This window comes from Thalassotalea hakodatensis, from assembly GCF_030295995.1.
Classification (GTDB): Bacteria; Pseudomonadota; Gammaproteobacteria; order Enterobacterales; family Alteromonadaceae; genus Thalassotalea_C; species Thalassotalea_C hakodatensis.
Window position 1 is genome coordinate 1,392,156 of sequence record NZ_AP027365.1, and the last position, 14,708, is coordinate 1,406,863.

7 protein-coding genes are annotated in these 14,708 nt (G+C 37.9%); all 7 read left to right on the forward strand.

The window, feature by feature from the left end:
- Nucleotides 1-133: 133 nt before the first annotated feature.
- The 7 genes from QUE72_RS06135 (at nucleotide 134) to QUE72_RS06165 (ending at nucleotide 14,703) form a co-directional block, all read left to right on the forward strand.
- The gene (locus QUE72_RS06135) at nucleotides 134-1,150 is read left to right on the forward strand and encodes a LacI family DNA-binding transcriptional regulator (RefSeq protein WP_074498135.1); all 1,017 of its coding nucleotides are present in this window, start codon (nucleotides 134-136) and stop codon (nucleotides 1,148-1,150) included.
- A 561-nt stretch (nucleotides 1,151-1,711) separates the two neighbouring features.
- Nucleotides 1,712-4,618: a TonB-dependent receptor gene (locus QUE72_RS06140; RefSeq protein WP_286272219.1), complete on the forward strand. Its 2,907-nt coding sequence runs from the start codon at nucleotides 1,712-1,714 to the stop codon at nucleotides 4,616-4,618.
- Nucleotides 4,619-4,684: 66 nt separating this feature from the next.
- Nucleotides 4,685-7,588, forward strand: coding sequence for a discoidin domain-containing protein (locus tag QUE72_RS06145; protein WP_286272220.1), 2,904 nt, complete (start codon nucleotides 4,685-4,687; stop codon nucleotides 7,586-7,588).
- A gap of 161 nt (nucleotides 7,589-7,749) precedes the next feature.
- Nucleotides 7,750-9,504 carry an endo-beta-N-acetylglucosaminidase gene (locus QUE72_RS06150; RefSeq protein ID WP_286272222.1) on the forward strand — a complete coding sequence of 585 codons (1,755 nt, stop codon included), beginning with the start codon at nucleotides 7,750-7,752 and terminating at the stop codon, nucleotides 9,502-9,504.
- Nucleotides 9,504-10,247 carry a copper homeostasis protein CutC gene (locus QUE72_RS06155; RefSeq protein WP_286272223.1) on the forward strand — a complete coding sequence of 248 codons (744 nt, stop codon included), beginning with the start codon at nucleotides 9,504-9,506 and terminating at the stop codon, nucleotides 10,245-10,247. The genes QUE72_RS06150 and QUE72_RS06155 overlap by 1 nt, the downstream gene beginning before the upstream one ends.
- A 113-nt stretch (nucleotides 10,248-10,360) precedes the next feature.
- Nucleotides 10,361-12,895, forward strand: a complete 2,535-nt coding sequence (locus QUE72_RS06160; protein ID WP_286272225.1) for a beta-mannosidase — start codon at nucleotides 10,361-10,363, stop codon at nucleotides 12,893-12,895.
- A gap of 17 nt (nucleotides 12,896-12,912) precedes the next feature.
- Nucleotides 12,913-14,703: a sodium:solute symporter family protein gene (locus QUE72_RS06165; protein WP_286272227.1), complete on the forward strand. Its 1,791-nt coding sequence runs from the start codon at nucleotides 12,913-12,915 to the stop codon at nucleotides 14,701-14,703.
- The last annotated feature ends 5 nt before the right edge of the window (nucleotides 14,704-14,708 follow it).

Sequence of the window (14,708 nt, forward strand, 5' to 3'; positions counted from 1 at the left end):
ATTAAAATTTAATGAATGCCATAGAATTTAATGCGATATTATGTCAAATTATAAACGGATAATTTGACATAGATGTTATCGGTTGCATTTTTGTTCCGAGTTTACAATTTACTTTTGGGGGGTACGTGAAACAATGTCAACAATAAAAAAAGTTTGTCAACTCGCTGGTGTTTCTACAGCGACAGTATCCAGAGCATTAAAAAACCCTGATATGGTAAATGTTAATACGCGAGAGCGAATCTTTAAAGCAATTGCAGAGGCTGGTTATCGGCCTAATGTATTAGCATCAAGCGTAAAAACAGGTCGCTCTAATTCTCTCGTTATTCTTGTACCTAATCTTTCTAACCCTTTCTTTTTAAAGATTATTCAAGGAATTGAACAAGCGGCTCAAGAAAGTGGTTATTCGGTGTTATTAGGAGATACGCAAGGTGATCCTGCTCGTGAGCATGAATATGCTGGTATGGTATTATCTAACCGAGCTGATGGGTTGATACATCTAGATCATTCTTTTCCTTTTTCTAAAAGTGATCAGGATCTTGCCGAAAATATTCCTATGGTAAGTGTATGTGAGCGAATCGTATCAAAAAAACAATATCCGGTGGTGGAACTAGATAATTACTCAGCATGTAGAGCATTAGCGAATCATTTAGTGAGCTACGGGCATAGAAATTTTGGCGTGATAGGTGGTCAAAAAGAAAGTCAAATTTATCGGGATCGCTTAGGCGGCATAAAAAGTGTCTTACAAGAAGAGAAAATAGCTCTTGATGCCGCGTTGATCGTTGGTGGTGAGTATAGCATTGAGGCTGGCGAAGCAGGAGCTAGGGAGCTGTTAGCTCATAAAGATAGGCCAACGGCTATTTTTTGTTTTAATGATGATATTGCAATCGGTGCTATCCACGAAATTAAAAGACAAGGTTTATCAGTACCGGAAGATATTTCAGTTGTTGGTTTTGATAATATTAAAGTATCCGCCTATGTTGATCCGCCCTTAACGACCATCGACCAACCTGCTTATGAAATGGGCCGTAAAGCGGTTGAAGTTGTGCTTAAGCAAATTAAAAATCAACCCCTGATTAAAGACAGGGAAATTGTTCCTTTCAGCTTATTGGAACGGGAAAGCTCTGGACAAGTAACGTCAAGTTATACATAAAGAGGTTACTGTATTTTCTTAGGAAATTTCAATTTAACATTTTGCTTATCTGCTCTTAAGGTACAGCGATCCTTCAAGGCTACATCCATCATAAGAGCTAGAGTCATATAAGAAATGGCATTATGAAATGCTGGATAAAGAGCGTTAGGTACTACTTTTTTAGGTGGAATATCTTATGCGACTGTATTGTGTCTAGCTGTTTTATACTTATCTACTATGTAGTTTTCACTTAAAGAATAACTAATTCATTATTTTTATATGAATTAAAAAACGTACAGATGAACTGTTGACAGAAAAATAATTTCAATTTAATATCAAATCAATTGTAATCGATTGCAGTTAGGGTAAAAAGGAAACATATTTTTAATAAATAGCTATTTATTCAGAGCATTAGGTAGCTTTTTTATTAATCAAGTATGCAATCGATTACATTAAGGGTGGGATAATGGGTTTTACTATTGGTTTTGTTTTACCAATAGCTGTGGTAAGGAATGTTCGAGCATTATTCCGATAAAAATAAAATCATAAAAAATGAAAACAATAAATTTGGGAGAGAGTGATATGAAGGCGAACAAAGTAGGGGCATCAGTGAAAGTCCCTTTTTCTACAACCTTTAAAAAATCTGTCATTTGCACTGCTATCTTGTGTTCAATCGGGGTAGTACATGCAGAGGAAGTAGAGAGTAGTGAAAAGAAAACTGATCAAGTAGAAGTCATTGAAGTTCGTGGTATCCGAGCATCATCAGCGGCTAACTTGGCAATCAAAAGGCTATCTAACTCAACGATAGAAGCTATTACTGCTGAAGATATTGGTAAGTTTCCGGATAAAAACATAGCGGATTCATTGCAGCGTGTACCAGGTGTCGTTATTGAACGAAGTGGTGGAGAGGGGGCAACGGTAAGTATTCGCGGTTTATCTTCTGACTTCACATTTACACAGTTAAATGGAAACTTCATCGCTTCTTCCCCAGGAAGTCCATCCCGTTCATTTTCATACTCATTACTTCCTTCAACAATGATTGAAATGGTGGAAGTCTATAAATCTTCAGAAGCGAGATTAGATGAAGGTGGTATTGGTGGTTCAGTATTACTACATACTCGAAAACCGCTCAATATGGAAAAAAACTCTGGTGTTCTCAATGTAGAGTCAACTTATGCGGATGTTACTGATAAACATGAACCTCAGTTTAGCGGTATTTATTCATGGAAGAATGATGCAGAAGATATTGGTTTACTTGTTGGATATACCAGACAAGATCGTACTAATCGTGCTCAAAACGCTCGTATCAATATTATTAACCAAAACTTCTTATATCAAGAGCGCAAAAATAATCAAGTTGTGGAAGGTGGTGCTGAAGGCTACGCTGCTCAAAGTATGGTTCAAGAAGTACTTGAAGAAGACAGAGAAAGAGAAGGTATTCAGGTTACAGCACAATGGCAAATGAATGAAAAATGGTTATTGGGTTTTAACTATTTTGGCTTTAAGTTAGGACAAGATTCTGTATTACATCAGCTTGAATATCCAGAATGGCATAATAAAGACAGTTATTGGACAAATGTTCGGGTAGACGCAGATGCACAATGGGTAACAGGGATTGATTACTCAAACGGTGCGGGCGGTGCCGAACAATTGTTTGACGTACCAAGAATTAATGGTGAATACGTTCGAGAAGAATCGACTTCAGATACGTTTGATTTTTCTGTTGAATATGAAGGCGATGATTACACTGCAAAATTTATCTTTGGTCGTACAGAAGCTGAAGGTGGACCTTCTCAAAAATATCGAGCTGCTTATTACCCTAAAGAGGCCTCGACTTTTTATGGTTATGATTTAACGGGACAACAATTAACCACGTATATGGATCCTGAAATGTTTAATAACCTTCAGGCTGGCATAGGTGGTGATCCTGATGTAGGTGCAACAGACTCTAGTTTTGTTACTGGTACACAAGAAGAAGATTATGCTCAACTTGACGTAGAATATACACTTGATTATAAAATGATTGAAACATTGCATTTTGGTGTTAAATATCGTCAAGGGAAAATTCACAGAGATACTCGTAATACTTTCTACCTTGATAAAGATTTTGATGTTGCGGCAGCAGAAGCCGGTAATGGCATTACTCTTGATGATGATTATTCAAGAAATGGTGGTATCCCATTAATAGTTGATGTATTAGCGGATAAACCATTAGAAAATTTATCAGATGTTATTAATACTAATTTATTTCCAGCGGTTGATTGGCATAAATATGAGGAAATTCTTAACAGTAATTTCCAAAGATATACGCGCAAAGAGCCAAACTTTATTTATGAAGTAGAAGAAGATATTTTATCTGCTTATATACAGGCTGATTATAAATATAATGATCTGCGTGGTAATTTTGGTTTGAGATTTGTCGAAACTGAAACCACGAGCTCTGCAACTGACAAAGTTGTGTATCGATTAGATTATAAAGATGCTGATGGTAATGAAATAAGTCAAGATCAAGGACGCCCAGAAGAGTTCATCCTCAATGATAAAGTTAATAAGCAAACCCATGTGCTACCAAGTTTTAATATTGTCTGGGATATCAATGACTCTTGGGTCATGCGTGGCGCTGCGGCTAAAGTAATTTCACGTCCTGCTTATCAAGATTTAGGTGATTTTCAAACACTTACTTACACCTCAAGTGAGTACTCTGCTGATCGTTCATTAGAAACCGCATTTGACCCTATTTATGATGCTGAAGGCTGGGTTGGTTCAGGCGGTAATTCAAGTCTGAAACCACTAGAGTCAACGCAGTTTGATCTCTCTCTAGAATACTATTACGGAGAAGGTTCAGGCGCCAGTATCGCTGTTTTCAAAAAAGATGTAGACAACTTTGTTGTACCGCTGATTTTAGATGTTACTCGTAGTGTGCCTGTTCGTGAGTTTATTATAGAAACAGCGGGTAACCAGACGGTTTCCGCCGGTGGCGAGAACTTTCTTGTTAGAAACTATCGAACAAATGCTAATGGAACGAATGCTGAGTCAACAGGTATTGAGGTTTCGTGGCAACATTTCTTTGAAAATGGTTTTGGTTTTTATGCCAACTACACCTACAACGATACAAACCAAGCAAATGTTGAGCTAGATGGTAATAAAGTGGGTGAATCACCGTTAATTGGTTCATCTGATTATCAAATGAATTTTTCAGCATTTTATGAAGACGATTTATTCAGTGTAAGAGCGTCATATAACCGTAAAGGTCCTTCTGTTGGTGCATATGTATCATCTTGGGAAACAAACTTCTATAACGATACATACGATCAAATTGATGTGAATGCCAGCTACAACTTTAGTGAAAATTTGGTTTTTTCTGCATCAGTCGTCAACCTTACTGAGTCAGAAACCTATCGTCATTTAGGCAATGATACTAAAAATCGTTTTATTGCAAATGGCTATGGTGGTCGTCGCTTTTATGCAGGCGCAACTTATAGATTTTAATTGATGATCCCTTTGAATCATAAGCGTGAAAAACGCATATAAGAAAAATTAGGTAGAGGAACAGAAATGAAAACATTAAATTTAACTAAGGCGTCTGCTGCCACATTATTGGCAATGAGCGCGTTAGTCGGGTGTAGTAGTGATGAAACCAAAGCTGATGATATTCCTGAAAGAGCGGCTGTAAATGACAGAACATCTGCCGACATCAGCGGTAGTGTTATTAAGGGTACTATGAGTAATGCAAAAGTGCTCGTAAGCCAACTCAATGGGGCCGGTATTGCGATCACATCTGATAATCATACTGATAGCAGCGGTGATATCGACTTAATGGTAGAAGCTAATGCCGGTTTTGGCATTGATAGTGCCTTTAAAATCAGCGTTACCGCTGATAATGAAACACGTATGGCATGTGATGCCATTAATTGTGCTAGTGTTGAATTAGGTGGAGAGTTAAGCGGGGCACCCTTAACCGGTGCTAATCTAACATCACTTGTGTATGTTAATGTTCCATATGCAAGTAGCGCAGATAATAACGCTGATGCCAACTTTACTGCGAATTCATTTACTACGATTACCACTTCGCTTTTAGAAAAGGCCGCAGCAGAAGGTAAAAATATTGGCGTTAAAGCGCTATTTGATTTAGCGATGGCAGAATACTCGGCTTATACTTTAAAAGCTATTGGGGTTTTTTCGCCAGGCACTAATGTCTTTAATACTCCGCTTATAAGCGCTGAATCCTATGAAAACTTCGTTGTTGATCAATCCTGTGAAACTATTCCTTTGGTAGATGAAGAAGGTAACCCTGTTGTTGATGAAAATGGTGATGAGGTAACTGAAGAATCATGCACAGATATATTGGCTGATGCAAAAACCATTAAGTTATCTCTTGCTAATGCGGCATTTGCTAACATCAGCGAATTTGAAAATTTTAATGCACTGTTCGATGAAACTGTTTCGCGTACAGAAGCTGCATTAAATGGTGATGAAGTCGCTTTGAAACCATTAAGAGAAAGATTATTAGCGTCAGTTAGTGCTATTCCTTTTCTTGAACAGTTAGGGGTAAGCGCAGAAGAGGTCATTGATGTTGAACTGACATTTCTTGATAGTGCCTCAAGTGGCGGTCCTGTTAAAGAAATAACAACAGCAGAAAACTTATCGGGTGCAATTATTACAGCGCGTAATCGTATTGGTGACGCTGAAGCAGAAACGATGGCTTTTGATGGCGATGTTACTACTAAGTGGTTAGATCATAATGATTGGGCAGGCGCTCCAACTGAAGAAAACCCTGCATGGATACAAATTCAGTTTCAAGAAGCTCATGCGGTAAATAGTTTATTTATCACTAGCGCAAATGATGCTGATGCTAGAGATCCTGAAAACTTCAATATTGTTGCTTCAAACGATGGTGAAAATTGGACTACCTTAGCAACTTTTGTTGGTGAATCTTTCGATGAACGTTTTGAACGAAAAGGGTTTAGTTTCTCAAATGGTCTCGCTTACACGCATTATCGCGTTAATATTACTAAAAATAAAGGTGATGATTCGTTAATGCAACTGTCTGAAATTCAGTTAGTGGGACCTGTTCATGCAAGTGTGGATCATACTAACCCTGTAGGTTCAGGTACGATTACGGAACGTAATCGTATTAGTGACAATGAAGCAGGGACTATGGCATTTGATAATAATCTAGAAACTAAATGGTTAGACCATAATGATTGGGCTGGTGCGCCAACGGTTGAAGATCCTTCATGGGTACAAATTGATTTTGTTGAACCTGTTGCCGTAAATGCTTTAGCGCTAACAAGTGCAAACGATGCTGATGCACGTGATCCAGAGAATTTTACATTAGTTGCTTCTAATGATGGTGGTGTTACTTGGATTGAGCTTAGCCGTTGGATTGGTGAAGCCTTTGATGAGCGCCTTGAACGTAAGGTTTTTGGCTTTGATAATGTATTAGCCTTTACTAGCTATCGTTTAAATATCACCAAAAACAAAGGTGATGATACGTTAATGCAAATCGCTGAAATCGAATTGATTGGTCCTGAAATGGCTGGTTTGAATCATGGTATGACACCAGGAGCTACTATTACCGCCCGTAACCGGATTGGTGACGGGGAAGTTGAAACAATGGCTTTTGACGGGGATGTTAATACTAAGTGGTTAGATCATAATGATTGGGCTGGCGCACCAACAGTTGAAGATCCTTCATGGGTGCAAGTGGCATTACCAGAAGCTGCTACGGTAAACCAGCTAGCAATTACAAGTGCTAATGATGCTGATGTTCGTGATCCGGAAAATTTCGACTTATTAGCCTCTAATGACGGTGAAAACTGGATTGTGCTAAATAGTTGGATTGGTGAGAGCTTTGATGAACGCTTCGAGCGCAAAGTATTTAGCTTCGGCAATGACCTTGGTTTTAACTTTTATCGCTTAAATATCACTAAAAATAAAGGTGATGATACGTTAATGCAAATTGCTGAAATTGAGCTAAATGGTCCTCAGTATCAATCGATTGATCATTCGTCAGATCCAAGTGCTGTATTTACGGCTAGAAATTACATCGGTGATGCAGAAGCGGCAGCTATGGCATTCGATAATGATATCAACACTAAATGGCTAGATCATAACGATTGGGCGGGAGCTCCATCGGTGGAAGATCCTTCTTGGGTGCAAATTGATTTTTCTGAAAAGAAAATAGTGACAAGCATAGCAATTACGAGTGCTAATGATAGTGAAGGCCGAGATCCTGAGAACTTTAATTTACAAGGTTCTAACGATGGTGGTGTTACTTGGTCACCGATTGCTAATTGGATAGGTGAATCTTGGGATAATCGCTTTGAACGTAAGTTATTTGAAATGGGTAATGGTTTTGCATACACCACTTACCGTATCAATATTACGAAAAATAAAGGTGATGATACCTTGATGCAAATAGCTGAAATTGAGTTAATTGGACCTGTAATCGACTAAAGCTCTTAAGAAACAATGTACATGTGCTGAGATTGACTCCCTTACACACCAATCAAGTTTTGCATGTGCATTGTTTCTTATTTTTCATTGAGTTTATTACTCTGTATTTTGTATTGAGAGAATATAGAGTAATAAAATCAGCTTGAAACCTATAATTAATCATGAAATTAAAACACTATTTGTTATCTATCATAACGTTATTTACTTTGTCTGTGAGCAGTTGGGCAGAGATTAATAATAACCGTCCACCATTTTCATTGACATTAAGTCAAGTAGAACAATGGTCGCCATCTTCAAAATGGGCGGATAAAAACAATATTTCTCGAGTAGATTTACAACCTAGAATGCTTGCATCCTATGATGAGCATAGCGCAAGTCTAGACGGCAAGGTGCGCGTACTTATTGCCCCAGATGGCATGAATAATTTTGCCAATTATCTTAACGAACAGAAAAAATTTAATCTTTATAATTTTACTCATTGGTCGCAAATTGATGTACTTAACTGGTTTGCTGGAACGGCAAATGAAACCGTAAGTTTACCGTCTAGACCTTGGGTGGAAACGGCACATAAAAATGGCGTCAAAGTTATTGGAACCGTGTACTTATCTGTTGCTCAATACGGTGGCAGCGTCGAAACCGTGGAAAAGTTATTAAAAAAAGACAGTCAAGGACGATTTGTTTTCGCAGATAAGTTGATCACGTTAGCCCAATATTATGGCTTTGATGGATGGCTGATTAACCCTGAAACTAACCTTACCTTGATGAAAAATGCAGAAGGAGAGGTGATCAAAGGGAAATTTGAGTATGAGAATGCTGCGCGCTTAGGAAAAAAAATGCAGGACTTTATGCTTTACCTTACGCAAAATGCACCAAGCGAAATGGAAATTCATTGGTATGACTCCATGCTGCTAGATGGCTCTGTGCGCTGGCAAAATCAGCTCAATGAAAAAAATATTCCTTATTTTCAACAAGAAAACCAACGATTTAGTGATGCTATGTTTATTAATTATTGGTGGAATGAGGACATGGTTAACGCTTCAAATCATTTAGTAAAGCAAGTGAACCGTTCTCCCTATGATTTATATTTTGGCGCTGATTTATCTCCGAATAGAAATGCACAGCGTATGTTTGAGCAAAGCGATTGGCTTTATAAGTTGTTTCCAGGAAGTGGTACAAAAGGGTTAAGTTCAATTGCATTGTTTGGTAACGACATCAATTACAGTTTCGGTGGAAATGAACACACGAAAGCTTACAGTCAGTTTAAAAAAGATAAAACTGATTACCGTCGTTTTTATCAGGCGGAAAGAAAGTTGTTTGCCGGTTTAGATGGGAATCTGGATAAAAAAGATCCAGACGGGCAGTGGCCAGGTATCGGACAATTTGTGCCAGCTAAAACTACGCTAAATACATTACCATTTCGTACGAGCTTTAATACTGGACATGGTTTAATGAAAGCGGAACAGGGTGAGGTGATCTATCAAGAATGGCATGATGTTAGTCAGCAAGACATATTACCTACGTGGCAATTTGCTATTGTTGGGAATGATGAATTAGATGTTTTTTATGATTTTGAACAAGCTTTTTTGGGCGGAAATTCTCTGGCACTTCGTGCTGATAAGCAACTAAAACTTACGAAAATACCATTATATAAAACGGCTTTTTTATTAGATAACGAAGCTCAGTTATCGGTAACTTTTAAGCATACTACTATAACAAAATCATTATGGATTTGGTTGGAGACTGTTGACAACATACGGATTAAATACCCATTAATTTCAAACAATAAACAATGGACAACTATGTCGATTGATCTTGCACCTTATAAGGGGAAGGTGATTGATAAAATTGGCTTTATGATTCACGGCCATAGTAAAGATGTGCTTTCCAGTAATATTGGTTTAGTTGAAATTAAATAATGAATAACGTCGAAATTTGTATTGATAGTGATAACGAAATAGAACTTTCTAAAAACATTGAAAAAGTTTATCGAGCGGGTGCAAAACGTATTGAATTATGTAGCGAAATGTCTGAAGACGGCCTAACACCTAGTGTTGAGTCTATTCAGGTGGCACGTCAAGCATTTAAACGTTCAGGCTTAATGGTAATGATAAGGCCAAGATCTGGAAATTTTTGTTATAACACACAAGAGATCGATCAAATGGTTGAGCAAGTAAAATGTGCTGCTGAGCTTGGCGCTGACGGCGTGGTGTTTGGTGTGTTAGCTGAAAAGGGGAAAAGTTTTAATGTGGCGGCAATGCAAAAGCTAATTTTACTATCAAAAACATTTGGACTTGAAGTGGGCATCCACAGAGCATTTGATGCTGTTATTGATAAAAAGTCAGCGTTATTACAATTAATTGGGTTAAGTGTGGATAGAGTATTAACTAGTGGCTCTCAATGGGGCGCTGCATCTGATGCAATATCTGGTATGGAAAACTTAAAGTCTTTCGCTAGTGTTGCAGGTAACGAAATTGAGTTAGTGATTGCTGGTGGTGTATCTCCAGAGAATGCAAATACTATTTTGACTGGGTTCAGTGAAATGAAAGTACATGTATCTCTGCACGCTTATTCAAGTGTTTTGCATGATGGTGTTATCAGTCACGAACGAGTAAAAGCATTGGTGAATACTACTCCTGAACACAAAATTGTTACTCGTTAAGTCAAGTAGTATGCATACATTAACCTTATGTACACAGTAAATTTAATCAACTGTGTAATCGATTGCAGCTAGTCTGTAGAGTTATTTAGAATCTTATAAACGAAGTAGTATATATGCCTAAAAATGAAGAATTAGTAGCGATAAAAGAAATGAGCCTTAATGGACATTGGCAATTTCGTCAATCTGGCAATGATAGTTGGCTACCAGCTGTAGTTCCGGGCTGTAATTACAGTGACTTGATCGCTAATGGCATCATTAACGATCCCTTTTATCGTGATCATGAACATCAGCTGCAGTGGATTGAGCGAGAAGACTGGCATTATCGTAAGTACTTTGAACTAAATGAAGAACTGTTTGCACAAGAAGCGATAGAGTTAGTGATAGATGGGTTGGATACATATTGTGACGTCTATATTAATAATGTCTTGATTTTAGAAAATGTAAACATGTTTGTAGGTCATCGAATTTCCTGCAAGGAACACTTACTGCTCGGAAAGAATGAAATTAGGGTGGAGTTTCATTCTCCTATTATTAAAACATTACCAAAATATATCGATAATGGTTTTACCTACCCTGCTGAAAATGATAAATCCTCGGAGAGACTTAGTGTCTACGCCCGCAAAGCGCCATATCATTTTGGTTGGGACTGGGGACCTAGATTTGTCACATCTGGCATTTGGCGTGATATTAAGCTAGTAGGCATTACCAAAGCGCGGATAGATAACATTTATGTAAAGCAGAACTTGATAAGTAAAGAACTTGCTAAATTAACTTTTCAGATCAGTTTAGCGCCTTTCACAGGCTTTAATGGTTTCGTTAATGTATGTTGCCAAAATGTTGATGGAATTACTCAGAAGATACCGATAAACCTAACAACAGATAAAAATGCAATAAACGTTAATATTGATATTAAACAGCCCCAATTATGGTGGCCTAATGGTTTAGGTGAAGCTTTTTTACATCAATTTTCAATTGAACTGTTAGATGGTGAACAATGTTTAGATAAACAGTTGTTGTCAGTTGGTTTAAGAACAGTAGAAGTGATCAACGAGGCTGATGCTCAAGGCGAATCGTTTTTTGTTAAAGTAAATGGACAGCCTACTTTTATGAAAGGGGCGAACTATATTCCCTCAGACAGCTTTTTAAATCATGTGAGTAAAGAAAAGTATCAAAAGGTTTTTACCGATGCTGTTTCAGCAAATATGAATATGCTACGTGTTTGGGGAGGTGGTATATACGAAAATGATGAATTTTATCAATTTGCTGATGAACATGGGATCTTAATTTGGCAAGACTTTATGTTTGCTTGCAGTTTGTATCCTGGCGATGATGACTTTATTGAAAATGTTCGTCAAGAAGCAGAATACAATATTAAGCGATTACGCAATCATGCTTGCCTTGCTTTATGGTGTGGTAATAATGAAACTGAGATGGGGATTCAATTTTGGCAATGGCCTGAAAAATTTGAATATTCAGATCAGCTCTACACAAAATTACAACAAGATTATGATTTGTTATTTAAACAGGTTTTACCAGAAATGGTGGAAAAGTTAGACCCTCAACGATTCTACTTTTCTTCTTCACCAATTGGCTTTTGGGAAAATAAAGCTGATGATAACCGCGGAGATAATCATTACTGGGGCGTTTGGCACGGCGAAGAACCGTTCAGTGAATTTAAGAATCGAGTCCCTCGCTTTATGAGTGAGTTTGGCTTTCAATCTTTTCCTATTCTTGAGTCGGTAAAAAACTATTCTGTGGCGAGTGACTGGCGGTTAGATTCTCCTGTGATGAAAACACATCAAAAACACCCTCGCGGTAATAGTTTAATTCAACAATACATGGATGATGAATACCAAGAGCCAAAAGATTTTGAAAGTTTTTTGTACTTAAGCCAAGTGCAACAGGCTTTAGGAATGAAGGTTGCTTTTGAAGCACACCGTCGTGCAATGCCTTTTTGTATGGGGAGTTTATATTGGCAATTAAACGACTGTTGGCCGGTAGCGTCTTGGTCAGGTATTGACTATTACGGACGATGGAAAGCATTACACTATCAAGTTAAACGTAGCTTTGAACCTGTTGCGGTTTTTATTGATGAACAAGATGATCAGGTTAACGTTAACTTAATTTCAGATAAACATGAACGCGAGTCTTACTATGTAAAACAGCAATTGATGACGTTGGATGGTGTCGTTATGCATAGTCAGCAAGATACCGTAAAAATTGAAGCCTTAAATGTTTCAATTTTTAGTTCACAATCTCGTACTGAATTACTCGCGATGCATGATGCCTCAAACTTGGTCTATGTTGTACAACTTTTTCATGATGATTCACAACAATCTTTGATAAGCGAAGCCTTTCATTATTTTGTTCCGACGAAAGCCTTAGCACTTAAGCCAGCTGTGATTACATCTCATTTAAGCTATCAGCAGGGGGAGTTGATAGTCAATTTAAGCAGCGGAGTGTTGGCGAGACAAGTGCATGTTTCAATGCCGGGGCACACAGGCAATTTTTCGGATAACTTTTTTGATCTTCTTCCTAATATGAATAAGCGAATAACCTTAAATATCGAAGCGTTAAGCCAGCAAGAAGTCGCTTTACTGGATGAAGAGATAAAGATAATGTCAATCATTGATAGCTACCAACAATAATAATTTAAAGGGCATCTATGTCGTTACAATCTGTTGATATACTTATTATCGTTTTTTATTTAATTGCAACATTGGCGATAGGCTTTAGCTTATCCAAACGTGCATCTAAAAACATTGACTCTTACTTTCTTGGTGGCCGTAAAATTCCTTGGTGGGCACTTGGTGTATCAAACGCTTCTGGCATGTTTGATATTGCAGGTACCATGTGGTTGGTATCGATGTGCTTTGTCTATGGTTTGAAAAGCGCATGGTTACCTTGGATATGGCCGATCTTTAACCAAGTGTTTTTAATGATTTATTTATCAGCATGGTTACGACGTTCTAACGTTATGACGGGGGCTGAATGGTTAAAAACTCGTTTTGGTGATGGTCGTGGTGCTGAGCTTTCTCATCTTGCGGTAGTGATATTTGCTGTAGTCAGTGCTATAGGCTTTATTTCTTATGCGTTTAAAGGAATAGGTAAGTTTGCCGTTATTTTTTTCCCTTGGGACTTATCTCCTGATACCTACGCACTGATTATTTTTACTTTTACCACGCTATATGTTGTGAAAGGAGGCATGTACAGCGTAGTTTTTACAGAATTATTGCAATTCGTCATTATGACGGTTGCGGCTATTGCTGTGGGCGTCATCGCTATGAATACTGTAAGTAGTGACGCTTTGAACGCTGCTATTCCTGCTGGCTGGAAAGAGTTGTCATTTGGTTGGCATTTAGATCTTAACTGGACAGGCGTAATTGACTCAGTTAATCAAAAGATGACGGATGATGGTTTTGGCTTATTCGGCATTTTTTTTATGATGATGTTATTCAAGGGGATTTTATCGAGCTTAGCAGGGCCAGTTCCTAACTATGATATGCAGCGTATTCTAGCAACAAAAAATGCCAAAGAAGCAGCAAAAATGAGCGGAATTGTGTCGTTGGTGATGTTTTTTCCGCGATACATGATGGTAGCCGGATTATCAGTATTAGCTTTAGTATTTATGGGGCCTGAAATACAAAGCAGCAATGAGGCTTTTGATTTTGAACAAATTTTACCTTATGCCATTGAAAACTTTATTCCTGTTGGCTTAAGTGGTCTTTTGATTGCTGGCCTATTGGCTGCTTTTATGTCGACCTTCGCTGCTTCAGTTAATGCCGCACCAGCGTATATCGTCAATGATGTTTACAAACGTTACTTTAATCCGCGTGGAAGTGAACGGCATTATATTCTGTTCAGCTATCTCATATCTACTTTATTAGTTGTTGCTGGAGTCGGTGTTGGTTACCTTATTTCTAGTATAAACGACATCATGCAATGGATTTTCGCTGCTTTATTTGGTGGTTACGCAGCTGCAAACTTACTTAAATGGCATTGGTGGCGCTTCAATGCATTTGGTTACTTTTGGGGGATGATGTCTGGATTGATTGCATCATTAGCTTTACCGTTAATATATCCCGATTTACAGCCCTTATACGCGTTTCCTTTCCTTCTATTGGCCGGAATTACCGGTTCAGTCCTAGGCACATTATTAACACCGCCAGAAAAAGATGACGTACTGATGACCTTTTATAAAAATGTACGTCCTTGGGGTTTTTGGCAACCTATTCACCAAAAAGTATTGGCGCAAGATCCGAATTTTGTTAGTAACGCTAATTTTAGACGTGATGTCCTCAATATCGTAGTAGGTATGATTTGGCAAATATCTTTAGTGGTTATCCCTATTTATTTAGTGATAAAAGAAGCAAATTCAATGGTCATTGCAATAGTCGTCATGCTTATAACATCATTTATTTTAAAGAAAAATTGGTACGACAAATTAGAAAATTAACCATT

Bases quoted from the DNA above. Each gene is read 5' to 3' on its own strand.
- QUE72_RS06135 (WP_074498135.1), top strand. From the start codon at position 134: ATGTCAACAATAAAAAAAGTTTGTCAACTCGCTGGTGTTTCTACAGCG.
- QUE72_RS06140 (WP_286272219.1), top strand. From the start codon at position 1,712: ATGAAGGCGAACAAAGTAGGGGCATCAGTGAAAGTCCCTTTTTCTACA.
- QUE72_RS06145 (WP_286272220.1), top strand. From the start codon at position 4,685: ATGAAAACATTAAATTTAACTAAGGCGTCTGCTGCCACATTATTGGCA.
- QUE72_RS06150 (WP_286272222.1), top strand. From the start codon at position 7,750: ATGAAATTAAAACACTATTTGTTATCTATCATAACGTTATTTACTTTG.
- QUE72_RS06155 (WP_286272223.1), top strand. From the start codon at position 9,504: ATGAATAACGTCGAAATTTGTATTGATAGTGATAACGAAATAGAACTT.
- QUE72_RS06160 (WP_286272225.1), top strand. From the start codon at position 10,361: ATGCCTAAAAATGAAGAATTAGTAGCGATAAAAGAAATGAGCCTTAAT.
- QUE72_RS06165 (WP_286272227.1), top strand. From the start codon at position 12,913: ATGTCGTTACAATCTGTTGATATACTTATTATCGTTTTTTATTTAATT.